19 protein-coding genes are annotated in these 17,033 nt (G+C 67.8%); 6 read left to right on the top strand and 13 right to left on the bottom strand.

Translation table 11 applies throughout. From position 1 onward, the window contains the following. The first annotated feature begins 78 nt into the window (after positions 1 to 78). Together NA12_RS16840 and NA12_RS16835 are read left to right on the top strand one after the other, a co-directional pair. Positions 79 to 525: an SRPBCC family protein gene (locus NA12_RS16840; RefSeq protein ID WP_067451490.1), complete on the top strand. Its 447-nt coding sequence runs from the start codon at positions 79 to 81 to the stop codon at positions 523 to 525. A gap of 154 nt (positions 526 to 679) precedes the next feature. After that, positions 680 to 1,429, top strand: a complete 750-nt coding sequence (locus NA12_RS16835) for an MHYT domain-containing protein (protein WP_243654724.1) — start codon at positions 680 to 682, stop codon at positions 1,427 to 1,429. A gap of 37 nt (positions 1,430 to 1,466) precedes the next feature. Here NA12_RS16835 and NA12_RS16830 read toward each other — a convergent pair whose 3' ends face one another. The 9 genes from NA12_RS16830 to NA12_RS16795 all read right to left on the bottom strand — a co-directional run bounded on the left by NA12_RS16830 (position 1,467) and on the right by NA12_RS16795 (position 7,183). After that, positions 1,467 to 1,679, bottom strand: coding sequence for a hypothetical protein (locus NA12_RS16830; RefSeq protein ID WP_067451487.1), 213 nt, complete (start codon positions 1,677 to 1,679; stop codon positions 1,467 to 1,469). Between the two features lie 35 nt (positions 1,680 to 1,714). Next, a complete protein-coding gene (locus NA12_RS34160) occupies positions 1,715 to 1,870 on the bottom strand; it encodes a DUF6131 family protein (RefSeq protein WP_165914754.1) in 156 nt (51 codons plus the stop codon). 158 nt (positions 1,871 to 2,028) lie between these two features. Next, entirely contained in the window at positions 2,029 to 2,304 is a 276-nt protein-coding gene (locus tag NA12_RS16825) for a hypothetical protein (RefSeq protein WP_067451485.1), read from the bottom strand. An 86-nt stretch (positions 2,305 to 2,390) separates the two neighbouring features. Further along, the gene (locus NA12_RS16820) at positions 2,391 to 3,122 is read right to left on the bottom strand and encodes a GntR family transcriptional regulator (RefSeq protein WP_067451483.1); all 732 of its coding nucleotides are present in this window, start codon (positions 3,120 to 3,122) and stop codon (positions 2,391 to 2,393) included. Positions 3,123 to 3,230: 108 nt separating this feature from the next. Continuing rightward, a complete protein-coding gene (locus tag NA12_RS16815) occupies positions 3,231 to 4,517 on the bottom strand; it encodes a serine hydrolase domain-containing protein (protein ID WP_067451480.1) in 1,287 nt (428 codons plus the stop codon). Positions 4,518 to 4,626: 109 nt separating this feature from the next. Further along, on the bottom strand, positions 4,627 to 5,166 hold the full coding sequence (locus NA12_RS16810) for an Rv2240c family protein (RefSeq protein WP_067451476.1): 540 nt from the start codon (positions 5,164 to 5,166) through the stop codon (positions 4,627 to 4,629). A 155-nt stretch (positions 5,167 to 5,321) separates the two neighbouring features. Then, a complete protein-coding gene (locus NA12_RS16805; RefSeq protein WP_067451472.1) occupies positions 5,322 to 5,921 on the bottom strand; it encodes a DUF305 domain-containing protein in 600 nt (199 codons plus the stop codon). Positions 5,922 to 5,986: 65 nt separating this feature from the next. Continuing rightward, positions 5,987 to 6,553, bottom strand: coding sequence for a hypothetical protein (locus tag NA12_RS16800; RefSeq protein WP_067451469.1), 567 nt, complete (start codon positions 6,551 to 6,553; stop codon positions 5,987 to 5,989). A gap of 48 nt (positions 6,554 to 6,601) precedes the next feature. Then, on the bottom strand, positions 6,602 to 7,183 hold the full coding sequence (locus NA12_RS16795; protein ID WP_067451466.1) for an AMIN-like domain-containing (lipo)protein: 582 nt from the start codon (positions 7,181 to 7,183) through the stop codon (positions 6,602 to 6,604). A gap of 402 nt (positions 7,184 to 7,585) precedes the next feature. On the opposite strand from NA12_RS16795, the gene NA12_RS16790 reads away from it, so the two are divergent. Together NA12_RS16790 and NA12_RS16785 are read left to right on the top strand one after the other, a co-directional pair. Then, entirely contained in the window at positions 7,586 to 8,734 is a 1,149-nt protein-coding gene (locus NA12_RS16790; RefSeq protein WP_067451463.1) for a class I SAM-dependent methyltransferase, read from the top strand. Between the two features lie 149 nt (positions 8,735 to 8,883). Next, positions 8,884 to 9,741, top strand: a complete 858-nt coding sequence (locus NA12_RS16785) for a Bax inhibitor-1/YccA family protein (protein WP_067451460.1) — start codon at positions 8,884 to 8,886, stop codon at positions 9,739 to 9,741. A 78-nt stretch (positions 9,742 to 9,819) separates the two neighbouring features. Here NA12_RS16785 and NA12_RS16780 read toward each other — a convergent pair whose 3' ends face one another. Next, entirely contained in the window at positions 9,820 to 11,040 is a 1,221-nt protein-coding gene (locus NA12_RS16780) for an acetyl-CoA C-acetyltransferase (protein ID WP_067451457.1), read from the bottom strand. A gap of 61 nt (positions 11,041 to 11,101) precedes the next feature. Continuing rightward, positions 11,102 to 11,971 carry an SGNH/GDSL hydrolase family protein gene (locus NA12_RS16775; protein ID WP_067451455.1) on the bottom strand — a complete coding sequence of 290 codons (870 nt, stop codon included), beginning with the start codon at positions 11,969 to 11,971 and terminating at the stop codon, positions 11,102 to 11,104. Between the two features lie 149 nt (positions 11,972 to 12,120). Here NA12_RS16775 and NA12_RS16770 point away from each other — a divergent pair, with 149 nt between their 5' ends. Next, positions 12,121 to 13,503 carry a cystathionine beta-synthase gene (locus tag NA12_RS16770; protein ID WP_067451452.1) on the top strand — a complete coding sequence of 461 codons (1,383 nt, stop codon included), beginning with the start codon at positions 12,121 to 12,123 and terminating at the stop codon, positions 13,501 to 13,503. Here NA12_RS16770 and NA12_RS16765 read toward each other — a convergent pair. Continuing rightward, positions 13,471 to 14,442 (bottom strand): LysR family transcriptional regulator, encoded by a 972-nt coding sequence (locus tag NA12_RS16765; protein ID WP_084472823.1) that lies wholly within the window; start codon positions 14,440 to 14,442, stop codon positions 13,471 to 13,473. The two genes, NA12_RS16770 and NA12_RS16765, sit on opposite strands and share 33 nt — an antisense overlap. A 147-nt stretch (positions 14,443 to 14,589) precedes the next feature. Between NA12_RS16765 and NA12_RS16760 the strand changes: the two genes are divergently transcribed. Continuing rightward, on the top strand, positions 14,590 to 15,843 hold the full coding sequence (locus NA12_RS16760; RefSeq protein ID WP_084472822.1) for a Glu/Leu/Phe/Val dehydrogenase dimerization domain-containing protein: 1,254 nt from the start codon (positions 14,590 to 14,592) through the stop codon (positions 15,841 to 15,843). A gap of 47 nt (positions 15,844 to 15,890) precedes the next feature. Here the strand turns inward: NA12_RS16760 and erm are convergent, their stop codons facing one another. Continuing rightward, positions 15,891 to 16,715 carry an ErmE/ErmH/ErmO/ErmR family 23S rRNA (adenine(2058)-N(6))-methyltransferase gene (gene erm, locus NA12_RS16755; RefSeq protein ID WP_084472821.1) on the bottom strand — a complete coding sequence of 275 codons (825 nt, stop codon included), beginning with the start codon at positions 16,713 to 16,715 and terminating at the stop codon, positions 15,891 to 15,893. Between the last annotated feature and the right edge of the window lie 318 nt (positions 16,716 to 17,033).

The following is a 17,033-nucleotide window of genomic DNA, read 5'->3' as shown; positions in this document are numbered from 1 at the left end:
GCGAACACGCCCGGCGGCAGGTGCCGACGCCAATTAAGCTGTGGTGACCGAACTCCCACGACGGACGAGGAATCAGACGTGCTGACAGCCGAGGTGACCGTGCCCGTGCGGCCGGAGCGGGCGTTCGCGACTCTGGCCGACGGCTGGCTCTACGCGAGCTGGGTGGTCGGCGCCTCGCACATCGGTGAGGTCGACCCCGGCTGGCCCGCCGTCGGCAGCCGCATCCACTACCGATTCGGCCTGTGGCCGGTGCTGATCAGCGACACCACGGTGGTGCGGGCGATCGACCCGCCGCACCGGCTGGAGTTGGAGGCGCGGCTGTGGTCGGTCGGCTCGGCCTGGATCTCGTTCACGCTCGCCGAGAAATCAGCGGGGCACACCACCATCCGGATGGTCGAACGCGCCGTGCGCGGGCCCGCGCAGTTGATCCCCGGCCCGGCGCAGGACCTGATCTTCTCGGTGCGCAACCAGGAATCCCTGGATCGGCTGGCCGCGGTGATCCGTGCGCGCTCGCAAAATGATTGATTCGCGCGAATTCCGACCGGTTTGTATTTCTCGATTGTGAGTATTGCGCGTTGAAATAGTTTCGTGGAATTCCCGGTCTCCGTGTTGTGCCTGTGTCCGTGGGTTTAGTCTCTAGCCCACTATCAAATGCAGAGGGTAGATCAGGGGAACGCGCGTGCTTCATATCGAGCACTTCGGCAATGGCTGGATGACTCCGGTACTGGCTTTCGTTCTGTCGTTCATCGGTTCGGTTCTCGGGCTACGGTGCGCCGTGCACGCCAAGGTGTCGGCCGCGCCACTCTGGTGGCTCATCGCCGCGTCGGTCGCGCTGGGCGGAGCGGCCATCTGGGTCATGCACTTCACGGCCATGCTCGGATTCGGCATCGGCGGTGTGCCCATCCACTACGACGTGCCGTTGACGCTGCTCAGCGCCGTCGTCGCGATCGGGGTGGTGCTGATCGGGCTCACCATCGTCACCGGTGGTGGCAATGAATGGGTGACGCTGCCGTTCGGGGGTGCGATCACCGGGCTCGGCGTCGCCGCCATGCATTACCTGGGGATGTGGGCGATGCGCGTGCAGGCCGTGATCGAATACGAGCCGACGCTGATGGTGCTGTCACTCGTGGTCGCGGTGGTGACGGCGACGGCGGCGCTGTGGTTCATGCTGCATGTGCGTGGCCTGCTGATGACAATGGGCGCCGCGCTTGTCATGGGAATCGCGGTGTGCGGCATGCATTACACGGCGATGGCGGCGATGCGCGTGCGGCACAGCGAATCGATGGTGATGGTGGACGGCGTCACCCCGGTGCAATTGCTGCTGCCGTTGATCGCGACGGTGTCGCTGGTGGTCACCGGATTGGTGATCGTGGTCGGATTGGCCGAATCGGAGTTCGATGAAAAGCGCCGACCGCGTCAGCCGAAGTAAACCGCCGTGGCCGAATATTCGGCCACGGCGGTATCGGTCAGCTCGGCTGGGGGAGGTCGCAATCATCGACCTTCGGATTAGCGCCCACATAGTTCAGTGGGCCCGCGATGATCGTCACCGCGATGGTGCCGAGTGTCGCGCAATTCTGGTCGCGTTCGGTGTAGTAGCCGCGCTGGCCCGCGGCCAGAACGCCGATCAGCAACCACACCAAGACGACGATCGAAACGATGCGAGATCTACTGCCTGCCATGACTGTTCCTCGATTTCGACGAATTCTTCGCACGGTCAGTAGTAGTGCCGGCGGCCACCGACAACACGTCCGGTGCTGCCGACCAATGCCAGCACGACGCCGACGACCAGGAGGATGACTCCCACCGTGTTCAGCAGGGGGATGCCGAAAACGAGTCCAGCAATGAGGAGTACTGCGCCGAGAATAATCATCAGATCTCACCTTGTTCGGTGTCGGGATCGTGGAATGCCGGAGGGCACCACAATGAACGGATGCCCGGTTTTCCCGATACGAAACAGGCTGTGCCGCAACTGTCCGACTCCGGGGCCGCCGCGGCCGAAACTACTCGGCCACGACGGCTCGCAGTGGATCAGCGGGCGAAGATCGGCAGCGCGGCCGAGCCCGAGGAAACCGGGCGCGGGGCACTCGAGCCGAGGTCGGCGTCGAAGGAGCCGGTGCCGCTACCGACGTCGACTGAGCCCATCGAGCTGCCGGTGGGCGGGCCGAGCTCGACCGAACCAGAGGGCAGCAGGTCCCAGTCGGCGCTGCCGACCGCGTTGGCGGTGCCGCCGGTGCCGAGCAGGGTTGCCGCGGCGAGCGCGGCCAACAGGCCCGCTCTCGTGGGGGTGGATTGACGGATGGACATGGGTGATACCTCCGAGAACTTCACTGTGGTAGCTCCCAGGACGGTAACTGAAATACGCTGATTTCACACCGTATCGGCGTGGTCTGCTACGCGGGTGGCCGCTGACCCACTTCCATCTGCACGCGGTAGCGGTCGGCGCGGTACCAGCTCTGGGTGTGCTCGATCGGTATTTCCGCGCTGAACGACACCCGGTCGAAATGCAGTACGGGAGCGCCCTTCCTGACTCCGAGCAGATCCGCGACACTCGCCTCCGCGGCCTGGGCGTCCACCGTCTGCAGGGCGCGTTCGATCGGCCTGCCGTAGCGATCGGCCGTGGTTCGGTAGATCGAGCCCGAGAGATCGTGCGAGATCAGGCCGGGCACCAGTTCGGGATTGAACCAGGCGTCGTCGACGCTGACCGGATCGTCGTCGGCCAGCCGCAATCGGCGCACGTGGTAGGCGGGCACGCCCTGTGGCAGCCGCAGCGCGCGGGCGGTGGCCTCGGGCGCGATCGCCTCCTCGGCGACGAGCACCAGGGTGGTCGGCTGGTGGCCGAGCGCGCGCATCTCCTCGGTGAACGAAGCCAGGTGCAGCCGCGATTGCACCGGCCGGTGCGCGACGAAGGTGCCCTTGCCGCGAACCCGAACCAGATATCCCTCGTTCACGAGTTGACCGACCGCCTCGCGCACAGTGATCCGGCTGACGCCGTAGTCCTGCATGAGATTGCGCTCGCTGGTCAGCAGATCGCCCGGCTGCAGCTCACGCGTGCACTTCTGCAGCAGAATCGCGCGCAACTGTTCGTGTTTGGGCACTGCGCTGTCACGCAGCGGTGCGGGCATCGCCAGTGGCTCCTTTTTCTGGTAGGCCGACCGGTCCCTACTGGTCCTATCCGGATGATTCGAGGGTACGCGACCGGCGTCGAGGAGCCCGCAGATCCACGCCCGGGCTCAGCGGATGCCCGGTGTGCGGGGATCGGTGCCGACGCACCCCAGGACGACGCATCCCGGTGGTGAATCCGCGAACGGGGCCTTCGGAGTCTCGCCGAGACAGTCGAGGAAATTGCAACCGGGGTAGGCGTACGGGCCGACGCCGAGGGTGCCGAAGAAGGCGTCGGGTCGGGCGATCATCGGGTCGGTCACGCTCACATCGGGACGTTCCCGATATTCGCCGGGATCGGGGATCTGCTGGTCGCGGAACGCGGAGACGAGCGTGCGCATCACGTCGTGGGTGTAGGTGGTCGAACTGCCCACGGTCGCGACGCCGGTCCAATTCAGCACCATGCCGAGGCTGGGCACGATGAAGCTGTCGTTGCGCAGCATCCCCGACATCTTCACCGCGTCGTCGGGGAGTCCGGGAAACTCGAGGCGACACGGTGCGCCGTTGATCACGAACAAGAAGCCGTAACAGGGCATGCTCGGCGAGGGTGACACCGCCGCCCGCATGTAGTCCGCGGAGATCACCTGCAGGTCGTTCCAGCGACCCCGATTGCCCACGAGCAGGCCGAGTTTCGCGAAGTCGTCCGGGGGAAGGATCAAATGCGCGTGGCCGTAGGTGTTTCCGGCGCGGTCGCGAGCCCAGTAGTAGTCGCTGCGGGCAATACCCAACGGGTCGAACAGCTTTCGCTGGGCGAAGGACTGGAAGTCCTCGCCGACCGACTGCCCGATCACATAGACCAGTAGGTCGACCGCGCGCTGGCTGTAGCGGAACATCGTGCCCTGCGGGCGTTCGATCGGCATCGCGAGTGCCTGTGCGACGACATTGGGATCCAGTTGCGCCAGCCCTGTCGCGCCTTCCGCGGCAACGGCGACCTCCATGCCGGAGGACTCGGTGAGCAGATTGCGCACGGTGATCTCACGGTGTGCGGCGTCGCCGAGGCCTGGCGGTAGGTAGTCGCCGATCGGCGCGTCGATCCGCAACAGGCCCGCGTCGACGGCGGCCCCGGCGACGAGCGCCACGACACTCTTCGTTCCGCTCCACAGATTCCACGCCACCCCACCGGATTCGGCGTTGCGTGGGCCGGTCGCGATCAGGCAGTTGTTGCGGTACAGCTGGATGTTGAAGCGGGTCACGTCGGTGGCCCGTGCCATGGCGGCCCCCAGCACGGCGGGGTCGAGCGCGGCTTCGGCCGGTGTCGCGGACTGCGGGGTGCGGCCGGTAGTGACCTCGCACTGCTTCGCGGTGACCGGATCGGCCTTCGCCGCTGTCGGGAGCCAGGTGCCCGAAATCAGCGTCATCGCGGTAATAGCCGCTGTCACAACGTATTTCAGATATATCTGCACGCAACCCTCCAGATGGTGTGTCCGGAGAGGAATCGTGAACGATCACGTTCTTGTTACGAGGCGATCAGCTGCCGTACGGCGCGCACACCCCGATCGCGGTGTCCTTGGACGTATTGAAAGTGTCGATCACGCCGTTGAGTTCGCCGGTGGGTGCCCTGCGTTCGAGGGTGTCGGCGAGGGTGTTGGTCTTCTGGACGTAGTCGCGCAGCGGCACGGACAGATCGGTGATCACATCGCCGGTGATCTTGCGGTCGAGGTCCTTGGCGCTGTTGCGCAGGGTGGCGACCGCGTCCGTGGCCTTGGCGTCGGCATCGGGGGCCTGATCGTTGGACGCCGCGATGTAGGCGTTGAACGAGGTGACCGAGGTCTTGTTGGCCGAGCGCAGGCCATCGCATGCCGCGTCGTTGGCCGCCTCTATCTTCGCCGCCTTCGACGAGGACGCCGCCGCCGACGACGCCGCCACCTCGGAGGTGTAGGAAGCCAGCTCGCCCTGGTTGACCTCGGCCGTGCCCGGCACCTGCTTGGAGCAGGCGCCGATGAAGATCACTCCGGTCGCGGTGGCCGCGAGCGCGGTCCCGAGCCCCAGCCGTTCCAGTACTCGCATTTCTCTCCCCTGCCTCGAGATCGCACGCGCCGGTTGGGCCGGAGCCGAACATATCGACCGTACTGGCTGATTCCGGGTGACGTCAGGGCGCGGTGGTGAATTCGATGACGAACCGAGACGCGGCGCCGGGGTGTCGCACCCGGCGCCGCCCCCGATCAGTTCTGTTCGAGCATGCCGCGCATGGTGGTGATCTCGGCCTCCTGGTCGGCCACGATCGCCGTCGCGAGCTGACGTGATGGCGGATTCACGCCGGCGTTCAGCTCGGCCTCGGCCATCGCGACCGCGCCCTCGTGGTGGGCGATCATCATCGTCAGCCACTGCCGGTCGAATTCCGCGCCGTTCGCCGCCCGCAGATCGCTCATCTGCGCGTCGGTCATCATGCCGGGCATATCGTGCCCGGCGTGGTCTTCGGTCGCGCTCGGCGCCGGTTCGCCGAAACCGGCGAGCAGATCGGTGATCTGCCGCATCTCCGGCGCCTGAGCCTTCTCGACCTGGGCGGCCAGTGCGATGAGCCGCTGGTTCTGGGTGTGGCTCGGCACTATCTTCGCCATCTCGACGGCCTGCGCGTGATGCGGGTACATCATCCGCAGGAAGCTGACGTCGGCCGCGTTGAAGTCGGTGCTCGCGGCGGCGCTGGTCGTGACGGGAGAGGTGTGTTCGGCGGGGTGGGTGGTGGTGCTGTCGGTGCTACAGCCCGCCGCGAACAAGACGGCGGCGGTCGCGGCGATGAGCACGTGGGTACGACTGATGGACATGGTGATCCTCCTGGGGATTCGGGTGAGGTGTCGACACTGGCGAGGCACGCACGGTGCCGCGCCTGTCAGATCCGCAGAATCGCCAGTTGGGAAAGGGTGAGAACGGTCCACGCCGGCGGGCGTTCGCGGCGGCCGCGCCAGGCCCGGGTGGGGCGCCGGGCGGCTTCGACGGTGTCGCCGAGGCGGTAGAGCAGGACCAGGGTCAGTGCGATGGCGAGTGCGGCCAGGACGAAAACGCAGGCGTGGATGGCGGTGTGTTCATCGCAGCCCGCCGCGCCGCAGCCCGTGTGTGGGGCGGTGGGAGCGGCGATGGGCAGCGTCGAGTCCGTGAACGGCGCTTCGGCGAGGGCAGGAGTGTCCCGCGCGAGGTGGGCGATCGCGGGGACCGTGACGTGCTCGTCGACCGGAGTGGCGGACGGCGGGTCCGAGTGGTCGGGTGGCGCGAGGGCGGCGGCTGGCGGGTTCGAGTGGTCGGGTGGCGCGAGGGTGACGACCGGCGCGTGCGCGCTGTCGTCGGCGTGCGCGGGAGCAAAGACCGCCGAGTGCATGGCGACGATCCCGGCCAGCAGCAGCAACACGGCGAGCGCCCTGGCGATGCCGGGTGCGCGCGTGGGCTGATGCCGGTCCGTCACGGCGGCCAGTCTAGCGATCGTCGTTGCGATACCCGGTAGGGGTAGTAATCATCGCGTGGCGATGTCGATGACCAAGCGCGGGGGATCGGCCAGGGCGGTGACCGAAAATGGTGGCTGATCAGCGTCGACGCCGATATACGACTGGGTGACACCCTCGTAGACGAGCCGTTTGTAGACGCCGGTGATGGTCGGCGTGCCCGGGTCGGTGACCGGATCGGGCCCGGCGAACGGCGCAACGGTGGAGTCGAACGGATACGCCGAGCCGAGGATGCGCACCTCGAGAATCGCGCGGCCCGCCACGTCGACGGTCTTGCCGCTGCCGTCCTGCGTCGCGCGATCGGTATAGGCCACCTGCCACCCGGGGGAACCGGTGCCGCCGAGCGCGTAGACCACGCGGTCGAAGCCGGGCTGTCGGCCGATCCGGATATCGGTCACGGTCAGTGCCGCACCCGAGGAGGCCGGGCCGGACTTCGGGCTCGCGTCGGTGGGTACCGCACCGGCGGCATCGGCGAACGTGCCCGCGGTGCTCGTCGTTGTCGGCGGCGCCGCGGCCGGTGTGTCGTCGGTGTCGCAGCCGGATACCGAGACCGCGGCCGCGGCGATCAGCACGAACACGAGGGCGTTGCGCATGCGGCTGATGCTACGCAGGGGCGGTGGCGTGGCGGGCGAAGGAGCACGGGGTGTGTTTCGGCTACCGAAAGTTTGCTGATTACTTCGAAATGAAAGCTGTTGCGGTTGGTGGGCGCAGGTCGTGGCCGGGATTTCCGGTGAACACGTACCAGTTCCGTAGTTAGCGCGACCTGCGGTGATCGGTTTCGGCGCACGTCGGCCCGCAGCCTTCGTCGAGGCTTTGGGAAACAACGAAATTCGTGATAGACGCGAATTACGGGCGATCTGCCATGGCATCGCCAATCGACGTAACTCGTTGGCACTCAGTGAAATACATCCCACAAAGACCCCTGGTGAATCGTCTCGACGGCTGATAGTGGGGCCGGATGTGGCGGTGGGGCAACGATCTAGCACACTTGCCGGGTGGACAGTGTTGAGGACGTATTCGACCGACTACGCCGTTATCCGGATGTGGAGGCGCCGAACCTCTATGCCGTCGACGCCGCCGACCGACTGATCCTCGACACCGCGGCCGACGCCGTCGCGGCCGTGGGTAGCGGTGAGATTGCGGTGATCGGCGACGCCTACGGCGCGCTCACCCTCGGCCTCGCCGCGCGAGCTGGACTCACCGGTATTCGCGTGTATCAGGACCAGATCACCGGCGAATCGGCACTGGCGGCCAACGCCAAAACCCTCGGGCTCACCGATCGCTACACCGCGCACGCCCTGGACGCCGATCTGCTCGCCGGAGCGCGCGTGGTCGTGATGCGATTGCCGCGGATGCTGTCGGGCGTCGCCGAGATCGCCGAGGCCATCGCCCGCTATGCCCCCGGCGACGTGGTGGTGTTCGCGGGCGGTCGGGACAAGTACCTCACCCCGGCCATGAACGAGGTCTTCGCCGAGTTCTTCGCGCGGGTCCGCGCGGGCCGGGGTCGGCAGAAGTCGCGCGTGCTCGAGGTCGGCGAACCGCTGCCGGTGGGCGAACCCCGGTTCCCGGTGCGCGAGCACATCATCGAGATCGACGGCGATGTCGTCGCGTTCGGTGCGGCGTTCTCGGGCTCGCGCCTCGATATCGGCACCCGATTCCTGCTCGAGCACCTGGACCGGATGAAGCCCGACGCGCGCGATGCCGTCGATCTCGGTTGCGGCACCGGCATTCTCGCGGTCGCGCTCGCCAAATCGCGCCCGGGTATCCGGGTGGTCGGCACCGACCAGTCCGCCGCCGCCGTCGCCTCGGCCAGGGCCACCGCCGAAGCCAACGGGGTCGCCGACCGGGTGACCGTGGTGCGCGACGACGCCATGTCCTCGGCCGCCGACAACAGCGCCGACCTGGTGCTGTGCAATCCGCCCTTCCATGTCGGTGCGGCCGTGCACACCGGCTCGGCGATCAAGATGTTCGTCGAGACCGGTCGTGTGCTGCGACCCGGCGGCGAGCTGTGGACGGTCTTCAACTCGCATCTGAACTATCGCGGCGTGGTGGAGCGAATGGTGGGACGCACCGATGTGATCGGCCGGAACCAGAAGTTCACGGTCACGCGGTCCGTTCGTGGTCTGCGCGACGTACAACGATAGGACGACCCGAAAGCGGTAGAGTCCGATTTGTCCGAAAGGGCGAGCGGTGTGGTCGTCGACCGGGTCGCTGGGAACTTTGTCCGCTCGGGGCGCGTTGAACAGGGCAGTTGGAGCTCCTGTAGCGACTCGTACTCCAAGAAAGGCGCACGGTGCGTACCTCATCGAATCCGGTGTTCAGAAACCTTCCCCGCCAGGAGGGTGTCGGCGGTTACGCGAACTTCGGTTCGGGCGTAGCCGGCGCGGGCCAACTGGGCAACCAGCAGTACGGCGAATACGGGCAGCAGTACGGCCAGCAGTTCCAGCAGGCCCCTGCCACCCGCGCGATGACCATCGACGACGTGGTCACCAAGACCGGCATCACCCTCGCGGTGCTGACCGTCTCGGCGATCATCTCCTTCGCGCTGTCCAGCGCGAACCCGTCGCTGGCGCCGCTGTTCGTCATCGGCGGTGCCATCGTCGGCCTGGTCCTGGTGCTGATCGCGACCTTCGGCCGCAAGATGGACAACCCGGCCATCGTCCTGTCCTACGCGGCCTTCGAGGGTCTGTTCCTCGGCGCGCTGTCGTTGATGTTCACCGGCACCGAGTTCGGCGGTGTGGGCGGTAGCGCCCTGATCGGCCAGGCGGTGCTCGGCACGTTCGGCGTGTTCTTCGGCATGCTCGTCGTCTACAAGACCGGCGCCATCCGCGTGACCCCGCGCTTCACCCGCATGCTGATCGGTGCGATGGTCGGCGTGCTGGTGCTGATGGTCGGCAACCTGATCGCGAGCTTCTTCACCGACGGCGGCTTCGGCCTGCGCGACGGCGGCGCACTGGCGATCGTGTTCAGCCTGGTCTGCATCGCCATCGCCGCGTTCAGCTTCCTGCTCGACTTCGACGCCGCCGACCAGCTGATCCGCGCCCAGGCCCCCGAGAAGGCCGCCTGGGGCGTCGCCCTCGGCCTCACCATCACCCTGGTCTGGCTCTACGTGGAGATCCTGCGCCTGCTGAGCTACTTCCAGCGCGACTGATCATCAGACGACGAAGCGGCCCACCTCATTGAGGTGGGCCGCTTTTTCAGCTCACGCGCCCGGTCGTGGGCTCGTGGATCAGCTCAAGCGCTCGATGATGAGTGCCATGCCCTGGCCGCCGCCGACGCACATGGTCTCCACGCCGAACTGCTTGTCGTAGGTCTGCAGGTTGTTCAGCAGGGTGGTGGTGATGCGGGCGCCGGTCATGCCGAACGGGTGGCCGAGGGCGATCGCACCGCCGGAGACGTTGAGCTTGTCCTCGTCGATCTTCAGCTCACGTGCCGAGCCGAGCACCTGCACGGCGAAGGCCTCGTTGATCTCGAACAGGTCGATGTCGGCGACGGACTTGCCCGCGATCGCCAGCGCGCGCTTGACCGCCTCGACCGGGCCGAGGCCCATGATCTCGGGCGAGAGGCCGGAGACGCCGGTGGAGACGATGCGGGCCAGCGGGGTCAGGCCCAGCTCCTTGGCCTTGGTGTCGCTCATGATGACCAGCGCGGCGGCGCCGTCGTTGAGCGCGCAGCAGTTACCGGCGGTGACGGTGCCGTCGGGACGGAAAACCGGCTTGAGTCCGCTGACCGCCTCGTAGGTGACGCCGGCGCGCGGGCCGTCGTCCTTGCTCACGATCGAGCCGTCGGGCAGTGTCACCGGGGTGATCTCGCGCTCGAAGAAGCCGGCCTTGATGGCCTCCTCGGCACGGTTCTGCGAGCGCACGCCCCAGTGGTCCTGGTCCTCGCGCGTGATACCGGTCAGCGAGGCGACGTTCTCGGCGGTCTGGCCCATCGCGATGTAGGCGTCGGGGAGCAGGCCGTCCTCGCGCGGGTCGTGCCACGCGCCGGTGCCGCCCTTCGCGGTCTCGGCGGTGCGCGCCTCGGCCTCGGCGAATTCGGGGTTCTTGGTGTCGGGCCAGCTGTCGGCCGAACCCTTGGCGTAGCGCGAGACGGTCTCCACGCCCGCGGAGATGAACACGTCACCCTCGCCCGCCTTGATCGCGTGGAAGGCCATCCGGGTGGTCTGTACCGACGACGCACAGTAGCGCTGCACGGTGGTGCCGGGAACGACGTCGAGGCCGAGCTGGACGGCCACGTTGCGGCCGATGCCGAAGCCACCCTCGCCGGCGGGGGAGCCGATGCCGAGGATGATGTCGTTGATCTGCGTCGGGTCCAGCGAGGGCACCTTGGCCAGCGCGGCGCGAACCATCTGCGCGGTCAGGTCGTCCGGGCGCATTCCCGCCAGTGACCCCTTGACGGCACGGCCGATGGGGGAACGAGCGGTGGAGACGATGACGGCCTCGGGCATGAGGACTCCTTTTCGCGTGGATTGACGTGAACGGCTGTTTACATGCCGGTCATTCTCGAATCTACGTCTCGAGGCGCGCGACGGGAAGAGCCGGGCGGTCGCGCACCTGTGCGATCAGCACCGGCAACAGTTGGGCAGCGGCCAGTTCATAGCTTGCCGCGGACGGATGGAATCCATCGGTGGCGAACAGGATTTCGGGCGAGGCGCGGAACTCCGACGCGACCAGCGGTGAGCCCATCGGCACCGCGATGCCACCCGCGATGGTCGTCGCTACCGTCTGCGCCTTGGCCAGTCGCACACTCCAATTGGCGACCACGGTGCGCAGTGGCTGCTGGATGGCGGTGACGGTGCCCAGGTTCGGGCAGGTGCCGACCACCACCAGCGCGTCGGCCTCCCGCAGTCGCGCCACCGCTGCCGCGAGCCTGCCCGCGGAGGCCCGGATGGAGTGCTTCTTGGTGATGTCGTTGGCGCCGACCAGGATCACCGCCGCGTCCGGCGGCGGCCCCGCTACGAACATCGCGTCGACCTGTCCGGCCAAGCCCTTCGACGTGGCGCCGGAGATGGCCTTGGTACTCAATCGAACGCGCAGGCCGGTGGCCTCGGCCAGCCCCCGAGCCAACCGCACCCCCGGGACCTCGGCGGCGCCGAGACAGCCGAGCCCGGCCGCGGTGGAGTCGCCGAAGACCATCAGATGCAGGTCGACGGGTGTGGTCTTGCGCCACGGCTGCGGGAGCAGCGCGCCCGGTGCGTACACGCCGTCGGCCTCGGGCGGCTTGGAGGTATCGCGACCGATCACCGCGCGCGCCGCGCCCGCCTGCGTCATCAGCAACCGATACGTCGCCCAGGAGACGGTTCCGGCGCTCGATCCGGCGAGCACCGTCGTCGCTCCGGTCACGACCGCGGTCCGCCAGCTGATTCGGGGTGCGCTCACATTCGAAAATTCTACGTCTTGTCCGCCGCTGCGAGCCTGTGGCCGAACCGGGGTGCCGCACACGGCCGGGACCGAGCGGGCGTGTGTCGGGCCGTCCCGACGAGTTACCCATCTACTCGCGAAATCAGAGGTTCTGCAACGATGGAGCTATGCGCATCGCGGATCATGTGGTCGACCTCATCGGAAACACCCCCCTGGTTCGGCTGAACTCGGTGGTCGGACCCAACGCGGGCCTGGTGGCCGCGAAGGTCGAATACCTGAACCCGGGCGGCAGTTCCAAGGACCGGATCGCGGTCAAGATGATCGACGCCGCCGAGCAGGACGGCCTGCTGAAGCCGGGCGGCACGATCGTCGAGCCGACCTCAGGCAACACCGGTGTGGGTCTGGCGCTGGTCGCCCAGCAGCGCGGATACAAGTGCGTGTTCGTGTGCCCGGACAAGGTCAGCGAGGACAAGCGCAACGTGTTGCGCGCTTACGGCGCCGAGGTCGTGGTCTGCCCGACCGCCGTGCCGCCGGAGCACCCCGACAGCTACTACAACGTCTCCGATCGACTGGTTCGCGAGATCGAGGGCGCCTGGAAGCCCAATCAGTACTCGAACCCGGGCGGTCCCGAAAGTCATTACGAGACAACCGGTCCCGAGATCTGGGCCGACACCGAGGGCAAGATCACCCACTTCGTCGCCGGCGTCGGCACCGGCGGCACCATCTCCGGTACCGGTCGGTACCTCAAGGAAGTCTCCGGCGGCAAGGTCAAGATCATCGGCGCCGATCCGGAGGGCTCGGTGTACTCCGGTGGCACCGGTCGCCCCTACCTGGTCGAGGGCGTCGGCGAGGACTTCTGGCCCACCGCCTACGACGCCTCGATCCCCGACGAGATCATCGCCGTCTCCGACGCGGACTCCTTCGAGATGACCAGGCGCCTCGCCCGTGAGGAAGGCCTGCTGGTCGGCGGTTCCTGCGGTATGGCCGTGGTCGCCGCGATCGAGGTCGCCCGCCGCGATCCCGACGCCGTGGTGGTCGTGCTGCTGCCCGACGGTGGCCGCGGCTACCTGTCGAAGATCTTCAACGACAAGTGGATGAGCTCCTACGGCTTCCTCCAGACCCCGCTGGACGCGGGCCCGGAACCACTGGTCGGCGACGTACTGCGCGGCAAGTCCGGCGCCCTGCCCGACCTGGTGCACACCCACCCGTCGGAAACCCTGCGCGACGCCATCGAGATCCTGCGCGAATACGGCGTCTCCCAGATGCCCGTCGTCGGCGCCGAGCCGCCGGTCATGGCCGGTGAGGTCGCGGGCAGCGTCACCGAGCGCGATCTGCTCTCGGCGGTGTTCGAGGGCCGCGCCAATCTCACCGACTCGGTCGCCCAGCACATGAGCCCGTCCTTCCCGCTGATCGGCTCGGGCGAACCCCTGTCGACGGCCACCAAGGCACTGTCGGATTCCGACGCGCTGATGGTCGTCGAAGACGGCAAGCCGGTCGGCGTCATCACCCGCCACGATCTACTCGGATTCCTGAGCACCGGCAGCATCTGAGGTTCGACGCACAGTGGGTGCGGTCCGGATGTCGGGGGCGAGTCCCTTCTTCGCCGCGGCGGTCCGGATCGCGTCCACCACCAGCAGCAATGCCGCTCGCCCCGCCGAGTTGGTGCGGTAGGCCAGCGATACCGTCCGGGTGAGGGCGTCGCCGAGCGCGACGATATCCACCCCGGGCGGGCGAAGGGCCAACCCCAGATCCGACACCAGCGTGACGCCGAGTCCGGCCGCGACCAGCGCCATCGAAGTCGCCTGCTCCTCCAGTTCGTGGTCGATGCGCGGCCGTAGCCCGGCGGACTGGAACGCCAGCCGCGCCGCGTGCCCGAAGTGCGACCGGGCAGGCGCGATGATCCACGGATGCTCGGACAGCTCGGCGAGGGTCACCCCCGCCGCGGGCACCGCGCCGGCGGGGACGGCGGCGTGGATGCGTTCGACCCCGATGACCGCACGCTCCAGACCACGGTCCCAGGTCATCGGATAGTTCGAGTAGTCGAGCACGAACGACAGGTCGAGCGTGCCGTCACGAACCGCGGCCGCCGTCGACTCCGGCGCGAGTTCTCTGGTGCGCACCAGAATGCCCGGGTGCGACGCGGCGAGCGTGGTGAGCGCGTCGGGCATCAGACCCGAGGCCACCGACGCCCACACCCCGGCGGTGATCTTCGCGGTCACCGAGCCGCCCGCTTCCTCCAGCGCCTGGGTCGCCCGTTCCACCGCGGCCAGGATCTCCTCGGCGTGCTCGGCGAGCACGATCCCGGGGTCGGTGAGCTGCACGCGGCGACCGCGGCGCTCGAACAACCGGGTGCCGGCGTCACGTTCGAGCTGGGCGAGCTGTTGGGATACCGCCGACGCGGTGTAGTGCAGAGCGGCCGCTGCGGCCGTGATCGTGCCGCGGCGGTGCAATTCGCGCAGCATTCTCAGGCGGGCCAGAGACAGGTCCATGACTCCGAGGGTAGGCACTGTGCAGGAACTGTGAACGGTGCCGTGAACGAACCGTAAATAGACGGGGGGCCGGGGGCCGCGCAGGCTTGGTGCTACCGGGACGACGAGGTCCGCCACGGGCGATCACGACATAGGAGGAGGGGCATCATGACGATGCTGGACCCGGACACGGGCACGCCGCAGGTGACTTCGCACGGTATCGCGGGCACATCGACGGACCCGGCCCGCCCTTCGGCGCTGCGCCGTGGCGAGCCGTATCTGCGCCTGCACTGGACCGATGCGCACACCGAGGCGGTCGGCTACCTCGTCGTCCATACCCTGCGCGGCGGTCTGGCCACCGGCGGTACTCGCATGCGCGCCGGTTGCACCCTGCGCGAGGTCGAGGATCTGGCGCGCGGCATGGCGAACAAGACCGCCACTTTCGATCTCCCGATCGGCGGCGCCAAAGGTGGAATCGACTTCGACCCGAAGGATCCGCGCGCGGTGCAGGTGCTCGAGCGTTTCTGCGAGGCGATGCGCCCGTGGCTCGACACGCACTGGGTGACCGCGGAGGACCTGGGGGTTCCGCAGCAGCTGATCGACCAGGTCTTCGACAAGCTCGACCTGGACCAGAGCTTCCACGCCGCGATCCGCCGATCGCCCGACCCGGCGGCGACGCTGGCACGCGTTCGCGCCGGGCTCGACGCCGCGGTCGATGGCGGCTTCCTGCTCGGTGACGTCATCGGTGGTTTCGGTGTCGCGCACGCCTGTCTGGCCGCGGCGGTGCAGTGGGGGCGGGCCCCCGCCGATACGACGGTCGCGATCCAGGGTGTCGGCACCATGGGCGGGGCGGCGGCGTACTACCTGCACGAGGCCGGGATGAGGATCACCGCGGTGGCCGACGCCGCAGGCACCCTCTACCGCGCCGAGGGACTCGACATTCCGGCACTGCTGGATCTGCGCGACAGCTACGGCGAGATCGACCGGTCCCGGCTGCCCGCGGGCATCGAGGAGATGGCACGCGGCGACGTGCTGTCCACCGACGTCGATATCCTTGTGCCCGCGGCGATCTCGTACGCGATCACGCCGGACAACTCATTCGATATCCGGGCGCACGTCATCGTCGAGGCCGCGAACGCCGCCACCACGCCGGAGGCCGAAGCCATGCTCGCCGCGCGCGGCATCCCGGTACTGCCCGATTTCGTCGCCAACGCGGGTGCGGTGGCCTGGGCGTGGTGGTTGCTGCTCGGCGAAGTGGACGATGTGCCCGACACCTCCTTCGATCGGCTCCGTACCACCATGCACGACAAGGTCGCGCAGTTGCTGACCGCATGGACCGACGACGGCATCACCCCCCGCGAGGTCGGTCACCGTTGGGCCGACGACCCGGCCCCGCTCACCGGGCCGGTCGTCATTCCCTGATCGCGAGACAGTGCTGCCCGCACGGATGCGGGCAGCACTGTTGCCGGTCAGCGGGTGAGCAGCGCGTGCAGGTTCACCCATTGGTCCGGGTGGACATAGGCGACGACCGTGTCGTGATCGATGCCGGTCGCGGCCAGCGCTTCGTCGACGCCTCGGTAGCGGGTTCGCAGCGTTGCCCGCACCGTGCCGCCGACACCGGAGTAGCCGGTCCGCACCAGTTCGGTATAGGAATTCTGTTGTCGGACAAGTGGTTCCGGCCTTCTGGTGATCCGCAGGATCGCCGAGTCGACCGACGGGATCGGGCGAAAGCTGGTGCGCGGTACTCGACCGTGCAGCTGCCAGGTGAACCACGGCCAGGTGGTGGCGGTCAGTAGGCTCCAGCGGCCGTAGTCGCCGGTGCGTTTGCGGGCGTACTCGCGTTGGGTGAGCAGGGTCGCCGAGGTCAGGGCCGGTGCGGTCAGGCACCACTGGACGATCTCGGCGGTCACCGAGAACGGAATGTTGCCCACCACCGCGAACGGATCGCGCGGAGCCCGCGCCTTGGTGAAATCACCACGGACGACGCGGATTCCGTGCGCGGCCCGGGTTCGTGCCGAGAGCTTCGCCGCGAGCAGCGGATCGATCTCGTACGCGGTGACCCGCGCGCCCCGGCGGGCCAGTGCGTGGGTAAGAATGCCCTCGCCCGCACCGGGTTCGAGAACCGAACCTGTCGGATCGGCCACCGCGACTATCGAGTCGACGGCGTCACGATCCACCAGGAAGTTCTGGGACAGTGTTCTTCTCGCGTGGTCACGGGCGGTCCGACCGCCACTGTTGCCGGTGACCTTGCGCTGAGTGTGTGAGTAGTTTCGGTGTGCGAAATCCTGCGCCACGGCAGTTGCCCCTTCGGGTCTTCGAGTCGAATGAGTCTCGAAGGGCCCTGGGCGCGCCGGTGGACGCCGATGAAGTTATCCGCGTCCGCTAGCGGGCCAGAGCCCGGTCGGAGCGGAAGCGAATCAATGCGTAGTGCGCCATGCGGTTCACCCTAGGAACTGCGCGAACCGCCTGGCAACCGATTTACGACCCGGGGTTGTCGCCGCCCGGTACCCTCGCGAGCCGCCCGTCCGCTCGAGATCCGCGGGTCACCAGGACGCTGACCGGCCGGGAGCAAATATTTCGCAATTTCTCGATTCGAGGCGAATTACCTGGGT

The sequence above is a fragment of the Nocardia alba NBRC 108234 genome (assembly GCF_001612665.1).
GTDB lineage: Bacteria > Actinomycetota > Actinomycetes > Mycobacteriales > Mycobacteriaceae > Nocardia > Nocardia alba.
The sequence above is the reverse complement of the archived record's forward strand: the minus strand, read 5'-3'. Positions and strand labels throughout refer to the sequence as shown.